A 23,874-nucleotide genomic window follows, 5' to 3' on the forward strand; every position below is an offset into this window, starting at 1 on the left:
CGTCGTTAGGGGTAGCTGTGACCGGGCAGCCCCACGATGGCGACCACGAGCTCCCCTCGACGTTCTCGAGTCCACCGCCGCCTGTTCGGGCGCGTTCTCGTGTGCGCCGACGGGTCCTGTGGGGCCTCCTCGGCGGAGTCCTGATCGTCGCCGGGTGCGCGGCAGTCCACATCCTGGCGAACCTTCAGTACGACGACGCGCTCGATGCATTCGAGGATGCCGAGGTCATCGCCGAGGAACAGCGCGACGAACTCGCCGTCGCCGCCGACGAACTCGCTGCCGACGCGGATGCCGCGAACACCGTCGTCGCTTCCGACAGCGGAACGCTGATGGCCGCCGACGTACGGGCGGAGCTGGACGAATCGCTGGCGGCTGTGCAGCCGGTCACGGATGAGGTCGCCGCGGCATCCGCTGAGCGCTTCCCCGACCCGGGGTCGAAGCCGACGTGGCCGTGGGAGCTGTTCGCCGAACGCGCACGCCTGGACGAGGAGACGGCGACTCTGGAGGGTCGCGCGGACGATTTCGCGAGCGTCAATCAGGACGTGACGGCCGCCTCCGCGTCCGTCGAGGAATCCGCCCTCGCGGCGGTGCGTGCAGCGGCGGACGCGGCACCCGACCTCGAAGCCGCCCACGTCAACGCACGCAATCCCGAGATCGTCGCCCTGCGCCGCGCGGCCGAGCACGCCGCAGGCGTCGAGCGGCTCGATGACGAAGCGGCGGCGCGCTACACGCTGCTGGAATCCGCGGCCGCCGACCTGCTCGAGAGCGAAGCGGCGGAACTGGCAGAGAAGGCCGGCCCGCTCAACGGTGCCCGCGTGGAGATCGAGGCCTTCGCTCGCAGCCTGGCACCCGGCGTGCTGCTCGACTTCGACTGGGCCCCGACGGTCCCCGGGTATGACGGACCGTCGTACGGCGGCTGGACGACCTGGTGGTACGGCGACCCCGGCTACTCCACGATCGCGCTGTCGGACTACATCGCGGAGTCGTGGCCTGCTGAGTGGGCGAAGGCACTCGTCGCGCACGAGGTCGGGCACGCCATCAGCGTCAAATGCGAGGCGCTGTACGACTCCTCCGATCAGGACACGATCGAGGCGTGGGCCACCGCCTGGGCCATCAGCATGGGATTCACCGATCGCGCGAACGGCACGGACGTCTACGGCGCGCCGTCTCAGGCGATGATCGACGCGGCAGCCGGCTGCCGCTGACTGGCGATATTCCGGTATCCAATTCGCCCGAAGCGGATTACGCTTGCGCGGAAGAGGACGGGCGCGCCCCAGGCGTCCGACGGAGAGGGTCACTCATGAACACCACCGTTGTCCGGTCAGCCCATTCACGGCGAACGAAGATCTACGCGGTCCTGGCGGGAGGACTCGTCCTCGGTGTCGGCACCGCCGTGACGCTCGCCGCCTGGAACGATTCGGAGTTCGCCAGCGTCGATTTCGCAGCGGGCTCCTTCGTCTTCCAAGGTTCGACCGACGGCACCACGTTCGCGGACCACGCGTCCGAGGCGGGCGCCGCCGAGCTCACGTTCACCGCGCCTTTCGACAACCTCAGCCCGGACGACGTCGTCTACGCACCGTTCGCGTTGCGACTCGAAGCATCGACCCCTGCGGATCTCACGTCGATCGCTCCCGTGGTGACGGGCACGCTCAGCGGGGACCTGGCGTTCGCAGCCGTCGAGACCACGGCCTTCGGCTGCGATGCGACCTCCTTCGCCGCGGGCACGGCCGTGCCTACGACGATCACCGGTGGCGAGACCGTCAACCTCTGCCTCCAGGTGACCGCCGGTCCCGACATCGAGCAGGGTGGGACGGGCACCGCCGTATGGCAGTGGAACGCCGTCTCGCAGTAAGTCGGATGGAGCAGAGCCGACGCCGAACGCGTACCGCGCGTCGTCGTCTGCAGTCGCTGCGGATCCGCGCGATGCTTGCTGGGGCGCTCGTGCTGGGCGTGGGAGGCTCAGCGACCCTCGCAGCCTGGACCGACCAGGAGCTCGCGTCGACGGCGGTGACGGCAGGGACGTTCTCGCTCGCCTCCCGCACGGCGACGTCCGACCCGTTCCTCTCGCATGGAGGCGGTTCCGAGGGAACCGCATCCATGAGCTTCAACGCGACCGGACTGTATCCGGGTCAGATCCGATCCGCCTGGATACAGATCCAGAACACGGGCTCAGTGCCGGGCTCCGTCAACCTGACCGCGGTGAATGTGGCCGCTTCAGGTACAGCGAGCACGACGCTCAGCGAAGCGATCCAGGTCCGTTACGTTCCCGTCGCGGCGCCCGGCGACATGAGCACGTGCACGACGAACACCGCGGGCGGAACCTTGGTGACCGGCCTCGCGAGCCTCCCGAGTCTGACGCCGATCACCGTCGCGGCGGGAGCGACGGTCGGATACTGCATGGTGCTGACACTTCCGAGCACGGCGCCGAGCGGCGCCCAGGGCGGATCCGCCATCCCGACGTGGACGTTCACCGGGACGACCGGGTGACGCGGATGGATTCCGTCGCCGTACGAGCGGGGAGGTTTCTGAGGGAAGCGCTCCTCACGGTCGCCGCGCTCGGCGGAGTCGTGTGCATCGCGCTCGCCGCGCTGGCTTTCGCGGGCGGCTACACGCTGATCATGTTCAAGACGGGGTCGATGTCGCCGACGATCCCCGCCGGATCGGTGGCCTTGGTGCAACGCGTTCCGGCATCCGAACTGGAACTCGGAGACATCGCGACCATCGACCGACCGGGCGCCCTGCCGGTGACCCATCGCGTCACCGGCGTGTCCGTGGGAGCGAACGTCGGCGAACGGATCGTCACGATGAAGGGCGACGCGAACGAGAGCGAGGATCCTGCACCGTACACGGTGACGGAGGCGAGAATCGTGCACGGTTCACTTCCCCACCTCGCCGACGTCATCGTCTGGTTCGGCAATCCCGTCGTCCTGGGTGGGATCACGGTCGGCGCGGCCGCGCTCGTCACCTGGGCGTTCTGGCCGAAGCAGCGACGCCAGCAGAAGGACGACGACGCCGGCGCCCAGAACGCGCTCGAAGATGCAGACCTCGCGGCTGTGCCGCTGACGCGGCGCGAGCGTCGCGCCGCAGGGATCTTCGCGATCGCGGCATTCATCGCCGTGGCGGGATCGCCGCTCGCGACTCCGCCTCCGGCCCACGCGGCCGGCACGCTGCACCTGTCGTCGGATCTGTCCGGTACGCACATCCTGCACGCGGTCGACCCGCTGAACTGGCACCTCGACGTCGACGCGTCCGGTGCGCCAGCCGACGGCTCCCTGACGATCGCGCTCTCCGGGGCGGATGCGACAACGGGTTTCGAGATCATCGCGGAAGCCCGCTCCTGCGCATCCACGTGGACAGGGTCCGGGTGCGCGCACGGGGAGAAGCTGCTGCGAGCAGCATCACCCGTCGCCTTGGACGGCACCTGGGAGCAGCTCCTTGCGGTTCCGACGCCGAGCGGCGTTCACCTGCGCGTCGCGCTCACCGCTGCCGAGACCACGACGGGGCCCGAACCGGCGTCAGCGTCGCTCACGGTCAGGGCCCATGCGGCGGGTGAGACGGTGGAGGCAGAGCTGAACGGGGAAGATGCGCTGGCGGGTACCGGTGGAACTTCCTGGGCGATCTACGCAGCGCCCGCCGCCGTGCTCATCGGGCTCGGCGTCGCCATGAGTGTCCGCGCCCACCGCGGGAGGGCTTCATGAACGGCCGCCGGCAGCGCTTCCGCCTCGGCGTCGCCGCGATAGGCATCGGCGCGCTGATCCTGGCGGGTTCGTTGAAGGCTGCGCCCACGGAGGCGGCTTGGGTGGATGCAGAGCTGGCCAGCAGCGCTGCGGTGACGGCGGCGACACTCGCCGTGCCGACGGCATCGACCTGCGCACCGCGCAGCGTCCTGGTTCTCGGGTTGCAGGACTTCACGCTCACTTGGACATCCACTCAGCCTGGCGCTCAGATGATTCAGGTCACGCAAGGCGCCAACACGGGCACCGATGTCCAGGGCACGCAGGGAAGCGTCATCGCCCAGACCGGGAGCACGGGAACGACCTATCAATACCGTGCGGTCGTCACGCAGGAAAGGCTGCTCGGACTCCTCAACCTTTCGTCGCTTCTCGGGGGCAGATACGTGGTCCGAATCTTCAACGGATACCCCGGAACCTCGTGGAGGTCTGCTCCGGTGACATACAACCTGGACGTCGTGCTGCTCGGCCTCGGCTCGACCTGCACGCGCGCCGCCTGACACGCAAAGACCGCCGCGACTGAGAAGTCGCGACGGTCTGTCCGTGGTGTCTTTGCGAGGTTACTGCCCGCGGCGCTCCCGCAGCTGCGTGAGAGCATCCTCGAGAAGCTGCTCGGCCTCGTCGTCGGTACGACGCTCCTTCACATAGGCGAGGTGCGTCTTGTACGGCTCCGTCTTGGAGAGCGCAGGCGGGTTCTGCCTGTCGCGCCCCGCCGGCAGACCGGAGTGCGGGTGGTCGATCGTGTCGGGGATCTCCTCTTCGGGAAGACCCGCGGCGAAGTACCGCACCGTCTCGTTGCCGAGACCGTCCCAGTAGGACACCGCGATGCGGTCGGCGTGGTAACCGTGGTCCTGTTCGCCCATCGGGCCGGAACCGACTCGGGTTCCGCGGATCGCATTGCCGCCGGTAGCCATCAGATCACCTCGAACTTCGTGATGAGGCCCAGTGCGACGATGGAGACGAACCAGGCCAGAGCGAGAACCACCGTGAAGCGGTTCAGGTTTCGTTCAGCGAGCCCGGACGAGCCGACAGCCGACGACATCCCGCCGCCGAACATGTCGGACAGGCCGCCGCCACGACCCTTGTGAAGAAGGATGAGGAGAGTCAGCAGGACGCTGGTGATGCCCAGCACGACCTGCAGGACGAACTCAAGAACTTGCACGTGAAAAGCCTTTCGCTCGGGCCGAAATGCCCGCGTAAGGGTCAAGTATACGGTGCGGCGGGGCCGCAGCCCCGCCGCACACACTCATACGCCGACGTGCTTCTGGAACCGGATGATCGCCGCGAACTCGTCGACGACGAGGCTCGCGCCTCCGACGAGAGCGCCGTCGACATCGGGCTCACGCATGAAGCTCGCGATGTTGGAGGACTTGACCGATCCGCCGTAGAGGATGCGCGTGCGCGCCGCGGCATCCGCGTCGAGCACCTCGGCGAGCACGCCGCGCAGCGCGGCGCAGACGTCCTGCGCCTGCTGCGGCGTCGCGGCCTGACCGGAACCGATGGCCCAGACCGGCTCGTACGCCACGACGATGTCGGCGGATGCCGGAACACCATCGAGCGCCGCCTTGAGCTGGCCTGCCGGGACGGCGCTCGCGCCGAACTTCTCCAGGTCCTCCGCGGTCTCGCCCACGCAGATCACCGGGACCAGCCCGTGCTTGACCGCCGCCGTGACCTTCGCCGCCACGACGTCATCCGACTCGGCGTGGTACTCGCGCCGCTCGGAGTGACCGATGATGACGTACTTGGCGTCCAGCTTCGCGAGGAACGCACCGGACACCTCGCCGGTGTACGCGCCGGCGTCGTGCGCCGAGACGTCCTGCGCGCCGAGGGCGAACGGGATCTTGTCGGCGTCGATCAACGTCTGCACGCTGCGGATGTCGGTGAACGGCGGGAACACGGCCACCTCGACCGAGTCGCCTTCGTGTCCGGCATCCTTCAGCGTCCAGTGCAGCTTCTGCACCGTCGCGACCGCCTGCAGGTGGTCGAGGTTCATCTTCCAGTTGCCCGCGATCAGCGGGGTACGAATGTTCACGCCCATCCGAGCACCTCCAGGCCGGGGAGTTTCTTGCCCTCGAGGAACTCGAGGCTGGCCCCACCGCCGGTGGAGATGTGGCCGAACTGGTCATCCGCGAAGCCCAGCTGACGGACGGCCGCAGCCGAGTCGCCACCGCCGACGACACCGAGGCCGTCGACATCGGTGAGCGCCTGTGCGACCGCCTTCGTGCCGTTCGCGAACGCGGGGAACTCGAACACGCCCATCGGACCGTTCCAGAACACCGTCTTCGAGCCGCGGATCGCCTCGGCGAAAACCGCAGCCGTGTCGGGACCGATGTCGAGGCCCAAGCCGGAGGCACCGGCGGCCGTGTTCTCGATCGCGTCGATCGCGACGGTCTCGTGCGCAGCATCCGCTGCGAACGACGCCGCCACCACGACATCCGTGGGCAGGACGATCTCGACACCGCGCTCGGCGGCCTCGGCGATGTAGCCGCGAACGGTCTCGAGCTGATCCTCTTCGAGGAGGCTCGAACCGACCGCATAGCCCTGCGCCCTCAGGAAGGTGAAGAGCATGCCGCCGCCGATGAGCAGACGATCGACCCGTGGAAGCAGGTGCGAGATCACACCGAGCTTGTCACTCACCTTGGAGCCGCCGAGGACGACCGTGTACGGCCGCTCGGGGTTCTCGGTGAGCCGGTCGAGGACGCCGAGCTCGGTGGCGATCAGCAGTCCGGCCGCCGATGGGAGGATCTGCGCCAGTTCGTAGACGCTGGCCTGCTTGCGGTGCACGACACCGAAGCCGTCCGAGACGAGCACGTCGCCGAGGCCGGCGAGCTGCTGCGCGAACGCTTGACGCTCGGTCTCGTCCTTCGAGGTCTCCCCCGGGTTGAACCGCAGGTTCTCGATCACGGCGATCCCGCCGTCCTCGAGCGCGGCGACGGCTTCCGACGCCGACTCGCCGACGGTGTCCCGGGCGAATGCGACGGGCTTGCCGAGCAGTTCGGACAGCCGCTGGGCGACGGGCGCCAGGCTGTACTTCTCGTCCGGCGCACCCTCGGGGCGTCCGAGGTGCGAGCAGACGATCACGCGGGCGCCGGCATTGAGCAGCGCGTTCAAGGTCGGCAACGAGGCGCGAACACGGCCATCGTCCGTTATGACACCGTCCCGAAGGGGGACGTTGAGGTCACAACGGACGATGACGCGCTTGCCCTCGAGCGACCCCAGTGATTCCAGGGTGCGCAGAGACATGTTCGGTTCTCAGAGACGCTCTGCGACGTACTCGGTCAGGTCGACGAGACGGTTGGAGTAACCCCACTCGTTGTCGTACCAGCTCGAGACCTTGACCAGGTTGCCGCTGACGTTGGTCAGCGTCGAGTCGAAGATCGACGAGTGCGCGTTGTGCACGATGTCGCTCGAGACGATCTGGTCCTCGTTGTACTGCAGGAAGCCCTTCAGGCGGCCCTCGGCCGCGGCCTTCTGGTATGCGGCGTTGACCTCGTCGACGGTGAGGTCCTCACGCGTCGTGATCAGCGTCAGGTCGACGATCGAGCCGGTGGGAACCGGAACGCGGTACGACGAGCCGGACAGCTTGCCGTTGAGCTCCGGCAGGACCTCGCCGATCGCCTTGGCGGCACCGGTGGACGCGGGGGTGATGTTGATCGCCGCAGCGCGTGCGCGACGCAGGTCGCCGTGCGGGCCGTCCTGCAGGTTCTGGTCGGCGGTGTACGCGTGCGCCGTCATCATGAAACCGCGCTCGATGCCGAACGCCTCGTTGAAGACCTGCGCCAGCGGCGCGAGGCAGTTGGTGGTGCAGGAGGCGTTGGAGATGATGTGGTGCGCAGCCGGGTCGTAGCTGTCCTCGTTCACGCCCATGACGAAGGTGCCGTCGACGCCCGCACCCGGTGCCGAGATGAGGACCTTCTTGGCGCCCGCCTCGATGTGCTTCTTGGCGAGGTCGGCCTTGGTGAAGAAGCCGGTCGATTCGATGACGATGTCGACGCCCAGCTCGCCCCACGGGAGACCGGCGGGGTCGCGCTCGGCAAAGGCCTTGATGGTCTTGCCGTTGACCGTGATGCTCTCGTCGTCGTAGCTGATGTCTGCATCCAGGACGCCTCCGACGGAGTCGTACTTCAGCAGGTGCGCCAGAGTCTTGTTGTCGGTGAGGTCGTTGACAGCGACGATCTCGATGTCTGCGCCCTGCGCGAGGGCCGCGCGGAAGTAGTTGCGTCCGATACGGCCGAAGCCGTTGATGCCGATCTTGACAGACACTCAGGTCTCCCTGTTTCTCGTGCGCTCGCGCGCTGTATTGATGGAGAAGTTCGTGGACGGCGGCGTCCCGACGGGCAGATTGTCCGTCGGGACACCCGTCTTGCTTACGACAGTACCAGCAGGCCGTTCGTCTGCTGGCGGGCGACGTCGAAGCGCTGCGCGACGTTCTCCCAGTTGGCGATGTTCCAGGCCGCCTTGACGTAGTCCGCCTTGACGTTGAGGTAGTCGAGGTAGAACGCGTGCTCCCACATGTCGAGCTGGAACAGCGGGATGGTGCCCTGAGCGGTGTTGGACTGCTGGTCGAACAGCTGCTGGATGATCAGGCGCTGACCGATCGAGTCCCAGCTGAGCACCGACCAGCCGGAGCCCTGGATGCCGAGGGCGTTGGCGGTGAAGTGCGCCTGGAACTTCTCGAACGAGCCGAAGAACTCGTCGATGGCCGCCTTGAGCTCGCCCTCGGGCTGTCCTCCGCCGTTCGGCGACAGGTTGGTCCAGAAGATCGAGTGGTTGACGTGACCGCCGAGGTTGAACGCGAGGTCCTTCTCCAGCTTGTTGACGTTGGCCAGGTTGCCGGTCTCGCGAGCCTCGGCGAGGCCGTCCAGCGCGGCGTTGGCGCCGGCGACGTAGGTCGCGTGGTGCTTGTCATGGTGCAGTTCCATGATCTTGCCGCTGATGTGCGGCTCGAGTGCCGCGAAGTCGTACGGAAGGTCGGGGAGCGTGTAGGTCGCCATGTCGATTTTCATCCAATCCGCGCCGCGCCGCGGCGCTTGCCGGTCCTCCGCGTCGCCGAGATGCGGCGCGAAGCAGACGATTTCCATCCTACTGACGACAACGCGAGCCGTCAGGGGAACCTTCCGCAGATGACGAAGATTTCCTAGACGTCCAGCCCCGCGGGGACCGCTGCCTCGGTGCCGGGGATGCCTTCGACCTGTGCGCGCTTGTCGGCCATCGCGAGGAGCCGGCGGATGCGTCCGGCGACGGCATCCTTCGTCAGCGGCGGGTCCGCGTGGTGACCGAGTTCGTCCAGGCTCGCGTCGCGGTGCGACAGACGCAGCTCGCCGGCGACCTTCAGGTGGTCCGGGACGTCCTCGCCGAGGATCTCCAGTGCACGCTCCACACGAGCGCATGCGGCGACGGCGGCCTGCGCCGAGCGGCGGAGGTTGGCGTCGTCGAAGTTGACCAGGCGGTTGACGCCGGCGCGCACCTCGCGGCGCTGGCGCATCTCCTCCCAGGCGGCGGCGGTTCCGGCGGCGCCCATCTGGGTCAGGACCGAACGGATGGCCTCGCCCTCGCGGACGACGACACGCGGCATCCCACGGACCTCGCGAGCCTTGGCGGCGACGCCGAGACGGTGCGCGGCCCCGACCAGCGCCATGGCGGCCTCCGACGACGGGCAGGCGACTTCGAGCATCGCGGAGCGTCCTGGCTCGGACAGCGACCCTGCGGCGAGGAACGCCCCGCGCCACAGGCCGGCGATCTCCTCGCGGGATCCGGTGGTGAGACGATTGGGCAGGCCACGGACCGGGCGACGGCGCTGGTCCAGCAGTCCGGTCTGACGCGCCAGGGTCTCCCCCGCGCCGATGACGCGGACGGCCCAGCGCGCTCCGTCGCTGGAGCTCGACGACTGCACCTGGGCGATCTCGGGGCGCACACCGTAGATCTCGGCGAGGTCGCGAGCGACGCGACGCGCCAGCAGCTCGGCATCCACCTCTGCCTCGACGGCCACGCGGCCCGCGATCGAGTGCAGTCCGCCGGCGAACCGGAGGATCGCCGTGACCTCCGCGACGCGCACCGTGGGCGGTGCGTTCCGGATGCTGACCAGCTCAGCCTTGACGTCGGTGGTTAGTGCCACGACACTCCTTCTTGCTCCTCGCGCCGGATCGCGGCGCGAAGGACTAGCCTACTCGGCTCCGCCGCTGTCTACTCGCGGCCGAGGTCCCGGTGTCGTACGTTCACGGCCACGCCGGGCATCTGAGCGAGCCGCCTGGCGAGCTCCTCGGACATCGCCACGGAGCGATGCTTGCCCCCGGTGCAGCCGATCGCCACCGTGGAGTGGCTCTTGTTCTCGCGCTGATACCCCTCGAGCACTGGGACGAGCGCCTTGGCATACGCGTCCAGGAACTCCTGCGCACCCTCGCGCGTGAGCACGTAATCGCGCACGGCCTCGTCCTTGCCCGTCAACCCGCGCAACTCGTCGTTCCAGAACGGGTTGGGCAGGAATCGCATGTCTGCGACGAGGTCGACGTCGGTGGGCAGTCCGTACTTGAAGCCGAAGCTCAGCAGGGTGAGGCGGTGGCGTGCCGCCCCCTCCTCCGAGAACAGCTCGGTCGTCTTCGTGGCGAGCTGATGGATGTTGAGGTTCGACGTGTCGATGACGATGTCGGCCGACTCGCGCACCAGCATCAGTCGGGACCGCTCCAGCCGGATGCCGTCGAGCAGGGTGCCGTCCTCCTGCAGCGGATGCGGGCGACGCACGGCCTCGAAGCGGCGGACGAGCACGTCGTCCGAGGCATCGAGGAAGAGCACCTGCACCGAGCCGCGTGACCTCAGCGCCCGCGCCACGTCCGGAAGATCATCGAAGAGATTGCGACCCCGCACATCGACGACCGCGGCGACCTTGGGCAGCGCTCCCCCACCGAGATCCGTCAGATCCAGCAACGGGCGCAGCATCTGCGGTGGCAGGTTGTCGACGACGTACCAGCCGAGGTCCTCCAGCGCGTTGCCGACCGTCGTGCGTCCGGCACCGGACATGCCGGTGACGATGAGGAACTGTCCTTCGTCCTCGCCTGTCATCGGTTCTCCCTCCCGTCGTCCAACCCTATCGACTGGAGAGGTGCGAATGGATCCCCTGGGCGAGTGCGGGTCCGATGCCCGGCACCTCTTCGATCTCGGCCGGCGTCGCGGTGCGAAGACGCGACACGGAGCCGAAGTGCTTGAGAAGCACCTTGATGCGCGCGGCGCCGAGGCCGGGGATCTCGGCGAGGACCGTCGAGATGTCGCGCTTGCGCCTGCGGCGCTGATGCGAGATCGCGAACCGGTGCGCCTCGTCACGCAGGCGCTGCAGCAGGTACAGCGCCTCGCTCGTGCGGGGCAGGATCACCGGGAAGTCGTCGCCGGGAAGCCAGATCTCCTCCAGCCGCTTGGCGATTCCGCACAGCGCGATCTCCGTGTGGCCGGCATCCTGAAGCGCACGCGCGGCGGCCGCGACCTGCGGCTGGCCGCCGTCGACGAGCAGCAGCTGGGGCGGGTAGGAGAAGCGCGGCCGACGACGCGTCGTGGCGACCTCGCCGTCCGCGAGGGGATCCACTGGCGCATCGTCCTGCTCGTCCGGCGCGTCCAGGTGCGCCAGTCGTCGCCGCAGCACCTGATACATCGAGTCGGTGTCGTCGGTCGTCTCGGCGATGTTGAACGATCGGTACTGATCCTTGCGCGGCAGGCCGTCCTCGAACACGACCATCGAGGCCACGACATTCGTACCCTGCAGATGCGAGATGTCGAAGCACTCGATGCGCAGCGGCGCCTCATCGAGGCCGAGGGCCTCCTGCAGATCGGTGAGCGCCTGCGTCCGTGCGACGTAATCGCTAGTGCGCTTCGTCTTGTGCCGGATGAGCGCCTGCTGCGCGTTCAGCGTCGCCGTGCGCATGAGCTCGGCGCGCTGGCCTCGTTGGGCGACGGCGATCTCGACCTTGCGTCCTCGTCGGCCTCGGAGCCACTCCTCCAGCTCAGCGGTGTCGTCCGGGAGCGTCGGAACGAGGATGCGTCGCGGGATCTCACCGTCGGCGGCCTCCCCGTACACGCGCTGCAGCACCTGATCGACGAGGTCGCCGGAGGAGACATCGATCTCCTTCTCGATCGTCGAAGCTCGGACACCTCGGACGCGCCCGCCGCGGATCACGAACTGCTGCACAGCGGCGGACAGCTCGTCCTCGGCGATCCCGAACAGGTCGGCGTCCTCGTCGGCGGGGAGCACGAGCGCGCTCTTGCCCAGAACGGCCTCGATGGCGGAGAGCTTGTCGCGGTACTTGGCCGCGGCCTCGTAGTCCATCGCCGCCGACGCCTCCCGCATGCGACGCGTCAGCTCGCGCAGGAAGCGCTCATCGCCGCCCGCCATGAAGGCGACGAAGTCGTCGACCATGGCGCGGTGCTCCTCGATCGTGCAGGTCATCGAGCACGGTCCGCCGCACTTGCCGATCTGACCGGGGAAGCACGGTCGCCCCGTCTGCATCGCGCGCTTGTAGCTGGCGTCGCTGCAGGTGCGGATCGGGAAAGCCTTCACCATCAGGTCGATGGTCTCGTGCACCGCCCACACCTTGGGATAGGGACCGAAGTACCGAGCTCCTGGAATCCTGCGGTTGCGCGTCACGATGACGCGCGGAGCCTCGTCGGCCAGCGTGATCGCCATGAACGGGTAGGACTTGTCGTCCTTGTAGCGCACGTTGAACGGCGGATCGAACTCCTTGATCCACATGTACTCGAGCTGAAGCGAGTCCACATCCGTGCGGACCACGGTCCATTCGACGGACGATGCCGTCGTCACCATCCGACGCGTGCGCTCGTGCAGCGTCCGCAGCGGCGCGAAGTAGTTCGACAGCCGCTGGCGCAGGTTCTTCGCCTTGCCGACGTAGAGCACTCGGCCCTGAGCGTCGCGGAAGCGATACACACCGGGGTCGGTCGGGATCTCGCCCTGCTTCGGCTTGTACGGCAGCACGTCCGCCATCAGCCGGCCTTCCGCGCCTGGCGCCCTCCACCGAGGATCTCGGCGAGGAACTGGCCGGTGTGGCTGTCCTCGATCGCGGCGATGTGCTCCGGCGTTCCTGTCGCCAGGATCTCACCACCGCCGGAGCCGCCCTCCGGTCCGAGGTCGATCACCCAATCCGCGGACTTGATCACGTCGAGGTTGTGCTCGATGACGATCACGGTGTTGCCCTTGTCGACCAGGCCGTTCAGCACCTCGAGCAGCTTGCGCACGTCCTCGAAGTGCAGACCCGTGGTGGGCTCGTCGAGCACGTAGATGCTGCGGCCGTTGCTGCGGCGCTGGAGTTCGGTCGCGAGCTTGACGCGCTGAGCCTCGCCGCCGGAGAGCGTCGTCGCGGACTGACCGAGCCGGACGTATCCGAGCCCCACGTCGACGAGCGTCTTCATGTAGCGGTGGATGGCCTGGATCGGCTCGAAGAACTCCGCGGCCTCCTCGATCGGCATCTCGAGGACCTCGGCGATGTTCTTGCCCTTGTAGTGGACGGCGAGCGTGTCGCGGTTGTAGCGCTTGCCGTGGCACACCTCGCAGTCGACGTACACGTCGGGCAGGAAGTTCATCTCGATCTTGATCGTGCCGTCACCCGAACAGGCCTCGCACCGGCCGCCCTTGACGTTGAAGCTGAACCGGCCGGGCTGGTAGCCGCGAACCTTCGCCTCGGGCGTCTCACTGAAGAGCGTGCGAATGCGGTCGAAGACACCCGTGTAGGTGGCGGGGTTCGAGCGCGGTGTACGGCCGATCGGTGCCTGATCGACGTGGATCACCTTGTCGAGGTTGTCCAGTCCGGTCACGCGCGTGTGCTTGCCCGCGAGCGAGCGTGCGCCGTTGAGCTTCGAGGCCAGCACCCGGTACAGGATGTCGTTGACCAGCGACGACTTGCCGGAGCCGCTCACACCGGTCACGGCGGTGAGCACGCCGAGCGGGAACTCGGCGTCGACGTTCTTGAGGTTGTTCTCCCGCGCGCCGACGACCTTGAGCATGCGTCGCTTGTCGAGCTTGCGCCGCTTGTGCGGAGTCGGGATCTCGCGGCGACCGGCGAGATAATCGCCGGTGAGCGACTTCTTCTCGCCGAGCAGCGCCGTGTACGGACCGGAGTGCACGACGTCGCCGCCGTTCACCCCCGCCCCTGGGCCGATGTCGACCACCCAGTCGGACGCCTCGATCGTCTCCTCGTCGTGCTCGACGACGATGAGCGTGTTCCCGAGGTCGCGCAGTTTGAGCAGGGTGTCGATGAGGCGTCGGTTGTCGCGCTGATGCAGTCCGATCGACGGCTCGTCGAGCACGTACAGCACGCCCGTGAGTCCGGAGCCGATCTGGGTCGCCAGGCGGATGCGCTGCGCCTCGCCGCCGGACAGCGAACCGGCCGACCGGCTCAGGTTCAGGTACGCCAGGCCGACCTGCAGCAGGAAGTCCAGACGGAGACGGATCTCCCGCAGCACCTGTGCCGCGATCTTCGCCTCACGGTCGGTCAGCGTCAGCTTCTCCATGAAGGAGCGCGCGTCGGCGAGGCTCAGGTGCGAGACCTCGGCGATCGAGTGACCGTGCACCTTGACCGCGAGCACTTCGGGCTTGAGCCGGTTGCCGTCGCAGACCGGGCACGGCACCTCGCGCAGGTACTCGCCCCAGCGTGCGCGCTGGGTGTCGCTCTCGGCCTGCGCGTACTGCCGTTCGATGTACGGCACGACGCCCTCGAAGCCGGATGCGTAGCGCATCTCGCGGCCGTAGCGGTTCTTCCACTTCACGGTGACCTTGTAGTTGTCGCCGCGCAGGATCGCGTCCTGCACGTCGACGCGCAAGTCGCGCCACGGGGTGTCGAGGTCGAAGTTCAGGTCGCGCGCGAGCCCTTCGAGAAGCCGCTCGTAGTACTGGAACAGCCCCTTGCCCTGCGTCGTCCACGGGATGATCGCGCCCTCGCGGATCGAGAGGTCCTCGTCACCGAGCATGAGATCGACGTCCACGGACATCCGCGTGCCGAGTCCGGAGCACGAAGGGCAGGCGCCGAACGGCGCATTGAACGAGAACGTCCGGGGTTCGATCTCGGTGAGCGTGATCGCATGGCCGTTGGGGCACGCGAGCTTCTCGGAGAAGGACTGCCACGCGGCATCGCCCTCCTCGTCCACGAAGTTGATCTGCATCACGCCGCCGGCCAGCCCCAGCGCGGTCTCGACCGAGTCGGTGACGCGTCCGAGGATGTCGTCGGAGGCGACCAGACGGTCGACCACGACGGCGATGTCGTGCTTGTAGCTCTTCTTCAGCGTCGGCGGCTCGGCGAGCTGGATGAGCTCGCCGTCGACGATCGCGCGGGAGTAGCCCTTGGCGCCGAGCTCGCGGAACAGGTCGACGAACTCGCCTTTCTTCTGCGACACCACCGGGGCCACGATCTGGTAGCGGGTGCGCTCGGGGAGCTCCATGAGCTGATCGGCGATCTGCTGCACGGTCTGACGCTGGATGCGCTCACCGCACTCGGGGCAGTGCGGGATGCCGATGCGCGCCCACAGCAGACGCATGTAGTCGTAGATCTCGGTGATCGTCCCGACCGTCGAGCGCGGGTTTCGGTTGGTCGACTTCTGATCGATCGACACCGCGGGGCTCAGCCCCTCGATGAAGTCCACGTCCGGCCGGTCGACCTGACCGAGGAACTGGCGCGCGTACGCGCTCAGCGACTCGACGTAGCGGCGCTGACCCTCGGCGAAGATCGTGTCGAACGCGAGGCTCGACTTGCCGGAGCCGGACAACCCCGTGAAGACGACGAGCGAGTCGCGCGGGATGTCGAGATCGACGTTCTTGAGATTGTGCACGCGGGCACCGCGAACACTGAGTTTTCCTGGACCGGAGACGGGGACGATGGGCACCGAACAAGTCTACGAGGGGCCACGGACATCGGCCCCGAAAGCGCTCTCAGACTCCGGGGTTCGCCGAACGGTCAGCGCCGTACGTGCCGCAGCAGGACCACGGCGACCCCGACCACGGCCAGGGCACCGATCGGCGCGAGCCAGGCGATCCCGCGGCCCTCCGCCGAGGGCAGCAGCACCGCGACGACAGCGACGATCTGCGCGATCGACTGCACGAGCAGCAACCGCAACGCCGTCGGCCGCAGCGCTCTCAGCGCGATGCGCGATCGGATCGGCACGGTGAGGCTCAGCGTCGCCAGCACGTGCCCGAGGTGGACCACCAGCACGGCGAGGCATGTGCGCCCGAGGTCGACGGGCTGCGTGATGAGCGCGAACGGCACGACGATCGTGGCGAACCACGCCAGCCCGGTCTGCGGCCAGGCAGCACCACCGGCGACGGCTGCGACCGCGATGACCTGCCAGCCGATCCCCGGGTGCAGCAGCCATGCCCCTCCGCCGACGACCGCGAACAGGGCGATCCGGATGAACACCCCCGGTAGGGCGGTTCCGATGTCGAGCGCGTCGTCCCTCACCTTGCGCCCCCGGCTCCTGATCGGGCGAGCGCGCCGATGGCGCCCGCCGCTGCGGCATCCCACCGCACGATCTCGACGCCCGCGGCCGCGAGATCGTGGAACATGTCGTCGCGCTCGGCGAGCACGATGCGCAGAGCCAGCCCCTGCTCCGCCGACAACCGCGAGCTGTCCAGCTGCGGCAGGGTGTCCAGTGCGATCACCCGGTGCCCCGATGCGCGCCACATCAGTGCCAGCTCGGCCGCGGCACCATCGAAGAACGTCGACAGCACGGCGATGACCGAGCCGTGCGGCACGGGCGGCGTGCGCCGATAACGGCTGTCGTCGCCGGCCTGGCCGGTCGCTGCGATGGCCGCCACGACGCGGGCGAGGTGACGCGCGCCCGTACCGCCGCGCAGCGAGCGACCGCTCTGCACGAGCACGTGATACGCCACGCGGTCGCCGGCGGCGACCGCAGCGGTGGCGAGCGACCGCGCGGCCTCGCGCGCATTGTCCAGGGACGTCGTGCCGCTGCGCTCGAGGTCGCCGCTCCCCCACGTCGCGACCACTTCTCCGAGGTCGTCGACCGCGTCCACCGCGATCACGACGGAGGCATCGCTCAGCGAATTGGTGCGGCGCACGAACAGCTCACCGGGTCTGCGGGCGGCGCGGGCCGTCGCACGCCAGTCGACGCGGCGCAGCTCATCGCCGGGCGCGAACGGGTGGATGTCGCGGAAGTCCCCGCCCTGCCCCGGTCGCGAACCCTCGTGGGCGCCGTGCAGGCCGGTGAGCCGCGGCGCCAGTGGGAGCGCCTGCAGGTGGACGGATGCCGGCGCCACCGCCCTGCGCTGCAGGAAGACACCCAGCGGCTCGCCCGTCAGAGCGGCGTCACCGCCCAGGCTGCGACCCTTGATCCGCACCGACACGATCGGGCCGGAATGCCGGCTCCTGCTGTGCGCGCGAACGGTCGAGCGTCCCGGCACGAACACGCGTCGCGTCCGCCGCGCGGACTGCACGATCAGCAGTTCCGCCATCTCCGCATCCGTGTCGACCGAGATGACGTCGTCCAGTGCACCGGCGGCCGTCTCCGACGCCGCCTCGACGGTGATCGCGGCATCCTCGACGGCACTGGGCCGGATGCGCTCGGCATCCACGACGAGCAGCGCCCAGATCGCGAGCGGTGCGGCGAGAGCCACGACATCCGGGCGCGACAGCGCCAGCCCGAGTCCCGCGAGCACGATCGCGGCGCCGAACGCGATCAGGAGCGCCGGCGTTCGACTCCAGCGACGCGAGGCGCTGCGTTCCCACGTCACCGTGCGGCGCCGACCGTCGGGGGAACGGCGACCTCCGAGAGCACCCCTGCCACGATCCGAGCCGGGTCGATGCCCTGCGCCCAGGCCTGCGGGGTGAGCGTCAGCCGGTGGGCGAGCACGGGGACGGCGATGCGCTTGATGTCGTCGGGGCGCACGTAGTCGCGACCGTCGAGCGCCGCGAGCGCGCGGCCGAGCAGCAGCAGCGACTGCGATCCACGCGGAGAGGCTCCGACGGACACGTTCTGGGCGGCCCGTGTGCCTCTGGCGAGGTCGACGCAGTACCGGGCGACGTCCGGATCCACGTGGATGGCTTCGACGGCGGCCTGCACCTCGCGCAGCCGAGCGGCATCGATCACGGCATCCACGCTCGTCTCCTCGCGCTGGCGACGCACGCGACCGAGCAGGATCTCGGTCTCTCCCTCCGGCTCGGGGTAGCCGACCGACAGTCGCACCATGAAGCGGTCCAGCTGCGCCTCCGGCAGAGCGTAGGTGCCTTCGTACTCGATCGGATTCGCGGTCGCGATGACGTGGAACGGCCGGTCCAGTTGGTAGCTGTTGCCCTCGACGGTGACCTGACGCTCGGCCATGGCCTCGAGCATCGCGGACTGCGTCTTCGGCGTCGTGCGGTTGATCTCGTCGGCGAGCAGCAGACCGGTGAAGATCGGCCCGGGGCGGAAGACGAAGTCGCCGGAATCCGGCGCATACACGTAGGAGCCGGTCACGTCGCCGGGGAGCATGTCCGGTGTGCACTGCAGACGTCGGAAGTCGAGCCCCAGCGCCGCCGCGAGACTGCGCGCGGCGAGGGTCTTCCCGAGACCCGGAACGTCTTCGAACAGCACATGCCCGCCCGCGAGGATCGTCGAGAGCGCGATCTCCAGCGTGTCGTCCATCCCGACGACGACCGTACGGACAGCGTCGAGGATGCGGCGTCCGGTCTCGGCGATCTCGGTGGTGTTCGTCATGCGCGCTCCTGCTTCCTGATGGCCGACCTCGTGGTCGGTGTCGGTTCGTGGGATACGGCCGGCTCCGCCACCAGGCGGTCGGCGGCATCCAGTGCTCGTCGGATGTCGATGTTCTCGACCTGGCGTCCGTTCAGGCGCTGCCAGAGGCCCACCCCGAGGAGAGCGTCGATGCGCCCGAGCTGGGACGGGTCGTCGACATCGATCCTCAGCCGCGTCAGGCGGCGGCGCAGCAGAGCGCGCACCCGACGGCTCACGATCTCTCCCGCGACTCCGGTGCGCGGGTTGAACGCCCACGCCAGTCGCGAGATCTCGGTGCCTCTGGTGATCAGATCGTCCTCGTCGCGCGGGCCGTCCTCGACGACCGCCTCCGCCCCGCGCAGAGCGGACAGCAGCACGACGGCGCCGGCGAGCACCCCGCCGCTCAAGGCGAACATCGGTTCCAGACCGAAGAGCATCAGGGCGATCGTGGCCGCGACGAGCACGAGCACGGCCACGATCCCTCGTCGCAGTGTCATCGCCATCCCCTCTGGATCGCCTCGAGCGTCCGTCTCGCCGCGGTGCGGTCGGCCTCGTCGGCCGTGTATCCCGCGAAACGGACGCGTTCGTACAGTCGCAGCAGGGTCGTGGCGTCGCCTGCCACGTCGGAACGATGCGCGATGACCCGGAGCGTGAACTCCGCCGGCGTCTCCGTCCTGGCGCGCGTGATGCCGGCCTCCGCGGCGCTCTCCTCCAGACCGACCCACGCCGCGATGATGGCGTCGGAGGGCACGTCATGCTCGTCGATCACGCGCAATGCGGCCGCGATCCCGCGTCGGATGGTCGGAGCGGCCGTCTCCGGATCGGGCTCGGCTGACACGGTGAAGCTCTCGTCGCCGGCCTCGTCGACCTCGCGCCGAGGGACCCTCGCCGCCCAGGCACGAAGCAGCGCTCTGATCAGGAAGAACAACAGGATCGCGACGACGACGGCGCTGATGACCATGAGGATCAACGAGACGACTGTCGCCGCCGCCTCATTCGTCGGAAGCTTCGTCGGGGTCGGCATGGGCATCGGCGCCTGCGTGTCGGTGGGCACCGGCATGGGAGCCGGCGAGGCTTCGAACACGGGCGGCTCGAATCGCGCTGGCCCCTGCACCGATGCGACGACCATGACGGTGAGCAGCAGTGCCACCACCGCGCCGACTCCGAGCAGACGCCTCATGCGCGATCGATGTGCGTACGGCGGCGGTGCATGCCTCCACCCTAGGAGAACTCGATGGCAGCGGACGCGCCTGTGGACAGATCGGATGCCGTGGCGGTCGCCGTTTCGTCAGGCGCGCCTGCCGGCGAACGGCTGGAGGGCGTCGCGCAGGGCGGCCACCCGCGTGACGTCCATCCCCACCGCAGCCATGACCCGCGCCGGCACCTCGAGCGCCTGCTCGCGCAGCGCGCTTCCCGCTTCGGTGAGGTCGATGTCCAGGCGGCGTTCATCCTCGGCGCTGCGGCGACGGATGACGAGCCCGTCGGCCTCCAGCCGCTTGACCAGGGGTGAGGCCGTCGCCGGGTCCAGGGCCAGATCGGTGGCCAGATCGTTGAGGGCGCGCGGCGAGCGTTCCCAGAGCGCCAGCATGACGAGGTACTGCGGATGCGTGAGTCCGAGCGGTTCGAGGATCGGACGGTAGATCGCGACGACGTTGCGTGCGGCGGTGACCAGCGCGAAGCACAGCTGGTTGTCGAGCATGAGGAGGTCATCCGCGTCGGTCATCCCTCGATTATACGAGGGCGCTAATAGTTAGTACACTAATGACTATGCCAAAGGATCCGGAACGCCTCCCCCTGCGCACGCGCATCCGCGACGCCGGCGGACTCTACGCATGGGTCAACACGAACCTCATCCGTTACGCCGGCCCGGCGTCCGTCGGTCCCTATGAGTCCACTCCGCCGCCGACCGCGGCCGAACGCGCCGAACGCGCGTGCCCGCTGTGCGGCGCGCCCATGACGCAGCACGAGATCGATCGATCCGGTCCGAAGCCTCTGGTGCACTGCCCGTAGCACGCGGAGCGCGCCCCACGTCCGCACCGCGTGTCAGGCGTGGCCGGCGTTCTCCATGGCCCGCAGCTCCTTCTTCAGGTCCTGCACCTCGTCACGCAGCCGCGCAGCCAATTCGAACTTCAGCTCTTCGGCAGCGGCCAGCATCTGGCTCGAGAGATCCTCGATCATCGCCTCGAGCTGCTCGGCGCCCTCGGCGGCGATGCCCTCGCGGCGGAGGTTCGGGGTCGGTGCTTTGCCCCGGCCGCTCTTGCCCGCCTTGCCGCGACCGGATCGCATGTCAGCGGTGTCGGCCGCTTCGCGCGCGAGCACTTCGGTGATGTCGGCGATGCGCTTGCGCAGCGGCTGAGGGTCGATGCCGTTCGCGGTGTTGTATGCGATCTGCTTCTCACGCCGGCGGTCGGTCTCCTCGATCGCCTTGGCCATCGAGTCCGTGATGCGGTCGGCGTACATGTGCACCTGGCCGGACACGTTTCGCGCGGCGCGACCGATCGTCTGGATGAGCGAGGTCCCCGAACGGAGGAACCCTTCTTTGTCGGCATCCAGGATCGCCACCAGCGAGACCTCGGGGAGGTCGAGGCCCTCGCGGAGCAGGTTGATGCCGACGAGCACGTCGTACACGCCCGAACGCAGCTCGCTGAGGAGTTCCACGCGTCGGAGGGTGTCGACATCCGAATGCAGGTAGCGCACCCGTACGCCGTGCTCGCCGAGGAAGTCGGTCAGCTCCTCCGCCATCTTCTTCGTCAGCGTCGTGACGAGCACGCGCTCATCGCGTTCGACACGCAGACGGATCTCTTCGAGCAGGTCGTCGATCTGCCCCTTGGACGGCTTCACGACGATCTCGGGGTCGATGAGACCGGTCGGACGGATGATCTGCTCGACGATGCCGTCGGCGATGCCCATCTCGTACTTTCCCGGGGTCGCCGAGAGGTAGACCGTCTGACCGATGCGGTTCTTGAACTCGTCCCACCGCAGCGGTCGGTTGTCCATCGCGCTGGGAAGGCGGAACCCGTGCTCGACGAGAGTGCGCTTGCGCGAGGCGTCACCCTCGTACATGGCGCCGATCTGCGGCACCGTGACGTGCGACTCGTCGATGACCATGAGGAAGTCGTCGGGGAAGAAGTCCAGCAGCGTGTGCGGCGGCTCGCCCGGCCCTCGGCCGTCCATATGGCGGGAGTAGTTCTCGATGCCGGAGCAGAACCCGAGCTGCTGGAGCATCTCCAGGTCGAACGTCGTACGCATCCGCAGACGCTGGGCCTCGAGAAGCTTGCCCTGTCGCTCGAACTCGACCAGGCGCTCCTCCAGCTCCTTCTCGATCGTGCCGATCGAGCGCTGGATGACGTCGGTGCCGGCGACGTAATGGGAGGCGGGGAAGATCGGCACCGAGTCGAGCCGTTCGATCACCTCACCGGTGAGCGGATGCAACGAGTAGAGCGCCTCGATCTCGTCGCCGAAGAGCTCGATGCGGATCGCATGTTCCTCGTAGACCGGGATGATCTCGATCGTGTCGCCTCGCACCCGGAAGTTGCCGCGGGAGAAATCCACGTCGTTGCGGTTGTACTGCATCGCGATGAACTGGCGGATCAGCGCGTCTCGGTCGTAGCGCTCCCCCACCTGGAGCGCGACCATCGCCCGCAGGTACTCCTCCGGTGCACCGAGGCCGTAGATGCACGAGACCGTGGACACCACGACCACGTCGCGCCGCGACAGCAGCGAGTTCGTCGTGGAGTGCCGGAGTCGCTCGACCTCGGCGTTGATCGACGAGTCCTTCTCGATGAAGGTATCCGTCTGCGGAACGTACGCCTCGGGTTGGTAATAGTCGTAGTACGAGACGAAGTACTCGACCGCGTTATTCGGCATGAGGTCGCGGAACTCGTTGGCCAGCTGAGCGGCGAGCGTCTTGTTGTGCGCGAGGACGAGGGTGGGCCGCTGCACCTGCTCGATGAGCCACGCGGTCGTCGCCGACTTTCCGGTACCGGTCGCACCGAGAAGCACGACGTCCGTCTCGCCGGCGTTGATGCGCGCCGCGAGCTCGGCGATCGCCTGCGGCTGATCGCCGGCCGGCACGTATTCGCTGACGACCTCGAACGGACGGACGCTGCGCGTTGGTTGCATGTCTCCAGCGTAGGACGACCCTCGGACATCGTGGGCGGCTGCGGGCATCCGAGTCCCCGCTGATGTCTGGACCGCATCTTAGAGTGGAGCCGTGATCGAATTCCTGATCGGCACCAGCCTCGCGGCATCGGCAGGACTCAACGCCTGGATGCCGCTGTTCTTGCTGGGGCTGGCGGATCGGTTCCTGCCGGCGGTCGAGCTTCCCGCCAGCTGGTCCTGGCTGTCCGGCGACATCACGCTGTGGATCCTCGGCGCACTGCTGGTCCTCGAGATCATCGCCGACAAGATCCCCGCATTGGACTCGATCAACGATGTGATCCAGAGCGTGCTGCGCCCGGCATCCGGCGGCATCGTGTTCGGCGCGGGTGCGAGCGCCCAGACGGTCGCCGTGGACGACCCTTCGGTCTTCTTCGACGAGCACACCTGGATCCCGATCGTCTCCGGAATCGTGATCGCGCTCGTCGTGCACGTCACGAAGGCGACGGCACGCATCGCGGCCAACACGATGACGGGAGGACTCGCCGCTCCGGTGCTGAGCACGGCGGAGGACGGTGCGTCCTTCGCCCTGGCGGCGCTGGCGATCCTCGTCCCGATCATCGCCGCTGTGCTGCTGATCGGTCTGGTCGTTCTGGTCGTGCTGTTCTTCCGACGGCGCAGACGGCGCACGAAGGATGCGGCACCGCAGCCCGCTCCGGCATCCTGACGGTCAGGCCGAGCGCAGACGAGTCCACAGCGCGTCGACCTGCCGGCGCGTGTGCTCCTGCGTCCCCGCCGTGTCGATGACGACGTCTGCGATCGCGAGCCGTTGTTCGTCCGGCACCTGCGCGTCGATCCGCGCCTGAGCGGCGTCAGCCGTCATGCCGCGCAGCTCCACCAGCCGCCGCAGACGGACGTCGACCGGCGCATGCGCGACGACGATCAGATCCCACGGATCGTCCACGCGCGCCTCCACGAGCAGGGGCACGTCGTACACGACCACGGCGTCCCGGTCCACGGCGAACGCCGCATCGAAGCGGCGCTGGGATTCGGCACGCACGGCAGGGTGCACGATGGCGTTGAGCCGCGCGAGAGCATCAGCGTCGCCGAAGACCCGCGCACCGAGGCCCGCCCGATCCAGCGACCCATCCTCCGCGATGACCGTCTCGCCGAACTCGCGTCCGATCTCGAGCAGGACCGGCGAACCGATCTCCTGGACATCCCGGACGATCCGATCCGCGTCGACGACGACGGCGCCGTGCTCGGCGAGGCGCGCGGCGATCGTCGACTTGCCGGAGGCGATCCCGCCGGTGAGCGCGATGAGGGGCATGCGTCC

At 68.3% G+C, this 23,874-nt stretch carries 25 protein-coding genes; 7 read left to right on the forward strand and 18 right to left on the reverse strand.

Features of this window, described 5'->3' with window-relative positions; genetic code table 11:
- Positions 1 to 17 precede the first annotated feature (17 nt).
- From OED01_RS09530 to OED01_RS09550, 5 genes are all read left to right on the forward strand, one after another.
- Positions 18 to 1,205: a hypothetical protein gene (locus tag OED01_RS09530; RefSeq protein WP_264155041.1), complete on the forward strand. Its 1,188-nt coding sequence runs from the start codon at positions 18 to 20 to the stop codon at positions 1,203 to 1,205.
- Between the two features lie 95 nt (positions 1,206 to 1,300).
- Positions 1,301 to 1,852 (forward strand): SipW-dependent-type signal peptide-containing protein, encoded by a 552-nt coding sequence (locus tag OED01_RS09535; RefSeq protein ID WP_264155042.1) that lies wholly within the window; start codon positions 1,301 to 1,303, stop codon positions 1,850 to 1,852.
- Positions 1,853 to 1,923: 71 nt separating this feature from the next.
- Entirely contained in the window at positions 1,924 to 2,487 is a 564-nt protein-coding gene (locus OED01_RS09540; RefSeq protein ID WP_264155043.1) for a SipW-dependent-type signal peptide-containing protein, read from the forward strand.
- Complete coding sequence (locus tag OED01_RS09545) at positions 2,460 to 3,698, forward strand: S26 family signal peptidase (RefSeq protein WP_264155044.1); 1,239 nt, start codon at positions 2,460 to 2,462, stop codon at positions 3,696 to 3,698. The genes OED01_RS09540 and OED01_RS09545 overlap by 28 nt, the downstream gene beginning before the upstream one ends.
- The gene (locus tag OED01_RS09550; RefSeq protein WP_264155045.1) at positions 3,695 to 4,231 is read left to right on the forward strand and encodes a hypothetical protein; all 537 of its coding nucleotides are present in this window, start codon (positions 3,695 to 3,697) and stop codon (positions 4,229 to 4,231) included. Before OED01_RS09545 ends, OED01_RS09550 begins: the two co-directional genes overlap by 4 nt.
- Before the next feature lie 60 nt (positions 4,232 to 4,291).
- Here the strand turns inward: OED01_RS09550 and OED01_RS09555 are convergent, their stop codons facing one another.
- From OED01_RS09555 to OED01_RS09630, 16 genes are all read right to left on the reverse strand, one after another.
- Positions 4,292 to 4,645 carry an RNA polymerase-binding protein RbpA gene (locus OED01_RS09555; protein ID WP_264155046.1) on the reverse strand — a complete coding sequence of 118 codons (354 nt, stop codon included), beginning with the start codon at positions 4,643 to 4,645 and terminating at the stop codon, positions 4,292 to 4,294.
- Positions 4,645 to 4,893, reverse strand: a complete 249-nt coding sequence (secG, locus tag OED01_RS09560) for a preprotein translocase subunit SecG (protein ID WP_264155047.1) — start codon at positions 4,891 to 4,893, stop codon at positions 4,645 to 4,647. Before secG ends, OED01_RS09555 begins: the two co-directional genes overlap by 1 nt.
- An 84-nt stretch (positions 4,894 to 4,977) precedes the next feature.
- Positions 4,978 to 5,769: a triose-phosphate isomerase gene (tpiA, locus tag OED01_RS09565; protein WP_264155048.1), complete on the reverse strand. Its 792-nt coding sequence runs from the start codon at positions 5,767 to 5,769 to the stop codon at positions 4,978 to 4,980.
- Complete coding sequence (locus OED01_RS09570) at positions 5,760 to 6,974, reverse strand: phosphoglycerate kinase (protein WP_264155049.1); 1,215 nt, start codon at positions 6,972 to 6,974, stop codon at positions 5,760 to 5,762. Before OED01_RS09570 ends, tpiA begins: the two co-directional genes overlap by 10 nt.
- Positions 6,975 to 6,983: 9 nt before the next feature.
- Positions 6,984 to 7,994: a type I glyceraldehyde-3-phosphate dehydrogenase gene (gap, locus tag OED01_RS09575; protein ID WP_264155050.1), complete on the reverse strand. Its 1,011-nt coding sequence runs from the start codon at positions 7,992 to 7,994 to the stop codon at positions 6,984 to 6,986.
- Positions 7,995 to 8,098: 104 nt separating this feature from the next.
- The gene (locus OED01_RS09580) at positions 8,099 to 8,725 is read right to left on the reverse strand and encodes a superoxide dismutase (protein WP_264155051.1); all 627 of its coding nucleotides are present in this window, start codon (positions 8,723 to 8,725) and stop codon (positions 8,099 to 8,101) included.
- Positions 8,726 to 8,868: 143 nt separating this feature from the next.
- Complete coding sequence (gene whiA / locus OED01_RS09585; RefSeq protein ID WP_264155052.1) at positions 8,869 to 9,846, reverse strand: DNA-binding protein WhiA; 978 nt, start codon at positions 9,844 to 9,846, stop codon at positions 8,869 to 8,871.
- A 68-nt stretch (positions 9,847 to 9,914) separates the two neighbouring features.
- Entirely contained in the window at positions 9,915 to 10,787 is an 873-nt protein-coding gene (gene rapZ, locus OED01_RS09590; protein ID WP_264155053.1) for an RNase adapter RapZ, read from the reverse strand.
- A 25-nt stretch (positions 10,788 to 10,812) separates the two neighbouring features.
- The gene (gene uvrC / locus OED01_RS09595) at positions 10,813 to 12,711 is read right to left on the reverse strand and encodes an excinuclease ABC subunit UvrC (RefSeq protein WP_264155054.1); all 1,899 of its coding nucleotides are present in this window, start codon (positions 12,709 to 12,711) and stop codon (positions 10,813 to 10,815) included.
- The gene (uvrA, locus tag OED01_RS09600; protein WP_264155055.1) at positions 12,711 to 15,599 is read right to left on the reverse strand and encodes an excinuclease ABC subunit UvrA; all 2,889 of its coding nucleotides are present in this window, start codon (positions 15,597 to 15,599) and stop codon (positions 12,711 to 12,713) included. The genes uvrC and uvrA overlap by 1 nt, the downstream gene beginning before the upstream one ends.
- 71 nt (positions 15,600 to 15,670) lie before the next feature.
- Positions 15,671 to 16,171 (reverse strand): hypothetical protein, encoded by a 501-nt coding sequence (locus OED01_RS09605; protein WP_264155056.1) that lies wholly within the window; start codon positions 16,169 to 16,171, stop codon positions 15,671 to 15,673.
- Positions 16,168 to 17,460 (reverse strand): DUF58 domain-containing protein, encoded by a 1,293-nt coding sequence (locus tag OED01_RS09610; protein WP_264155057.1) that lies wholly within the window; start codon positions 17,458 to 17,460, stop codon positions 16,168 to 16,170. Before OED01_RS09610 ends, OED01_RS09605 begins: the two co-directional genes overlap by 4 nt.
- On the reverse strand, positions 17,457 to 18,422 hold the full coding sequence (locus OED01_RS09615; protein WP_264155058.1) for an AAA family ATPase: 966 nt from the start codon (positions 18,420 to 18,422) through the stop codon (positions 17,457 to 17,459). Before OED01_RS09615 ends, OED01_RS09610 begins: the two co-directional genes overlap by 4 nt.
- The gene (locus OED01_RS09620; RefSeq protein WP_264155059.1) at positions 18,419 to 18,937 is read right to left on the reverse strand and encodes a hypothetical protein; all 519 of its coding nucleotides are present in this window, start codon (positions 18,935 to 18,937) and stop codon (positions 18,419 to 18,421) included. Before OED01_RS09620 ends, OED01_RS09615 begins: the two co-directional genes overlap by 4 nt.
- Positions 18,934 to 19,620: a DUF4129 domain-containing protein gene (locus OED01_RS09625; RefSeq protein WP_264155060.1), complete on the reverse strand. Its 687-nt coding sequence runs from the start codon at positions 19,618 to 19,620 to the stop codon at positions 18,934 to 18,936. The genes OED01_RS09620 and OED01_RS09625 overlap by 4 nt, the downstream gene beginning before the upstream one ends.
- Positions 19,621 to 19,728: 108 nt before the next feature.
- Complete coding sequence (locus OED01_RS09630) at positions 19,729 to 20,163, reverse strand: MarR family winged helix-turn-helix transcriptional regulator (protein WP_264155061.1); 435 nt, start codon at positions 20,161 to 20,163, stop codon at positions 19,729 to 19,731.
- 44 nt (positions 20,164 to 20,207) lie between these two features.
- Here OED01_RS09630 and OED01_RS09635 point away from each other — a divergent pair, with 44 nt between their 5' ends.
- Positions 20,208 to 20,450 carry a hypothetical protein gene (locus OED01_RS09635; protein ID WP_264155062.1) on the forward strand — a complete coding sequence of 81 codons (243 nt, stop codon included), beginning with the start codon at positions 20,208 to 20,210 and terminating at the stop codon, positions 20,448 to 20,450.
- 33 nt (positions 20,451 to 20,483) lie between these two features.
- On the opposite strand, the gene uvrB is transcribed toward OED01_RS09635, so the two are convergent.
- Positions 20,484 to 22,562 (reverse strand): excinuclease ABC subunit UvrB, encoded by a 2,079-nt coding sequence (gene uvrB / locus OED01_RS09640; RefSeq protein WP_264155063.1) that lies wholly within the window; start codon positions 22,560 to 22,562, stop codon positions 20,484 to 20,486.
- A 91-nt stretch (positions 22,563 to 22,653) separates the two neighbouring features.
- Between uvrB and OED01_RS09645 the strand changes: the two genes are divergently transcribed.
- Positions 22,654 to 23,265 carry a DUF4126 domain-containing protein gene (locus tag OED01_RS09645; protein ID WP_264155064.1) on the forward strand — a complete coding sequence of 204 codons (612 nt, stop codon included), beginning with the start codon at positions 22,654 to 22,656 and terminating at the stop codon, positions 23,263 to 23,265.
- A 3-nt stretch (positions 23,266 to 23,268) separates the two neighbouring features.
- Here the strand turns inward: OED01_RS09645 and coaE are convergent, their stop codons facing one another.
- Positions 23,269 to 23,868, reverse strand: a complete 600-nt coding sequence (coaE, locus tag OED01_RS09650; protein WP_264155065.1) for a dephospho-CoA kinase — start codon at positions 23,866 to 23,868, stop codon at positions 23,269 to 23,271.
- Between the last annotated feature and the right edge of the window lie 6 nt (positions 23,869 to 23,874).

The sequence above is a fragment of the Microbacterium sp. M28 genome (assembly GCF_025836995.1).
Lineage (GTDB): Bacteria > Actinomycetota > Actinomycetes > Actinomycetales > Microbacteriaceae > Microbacterium.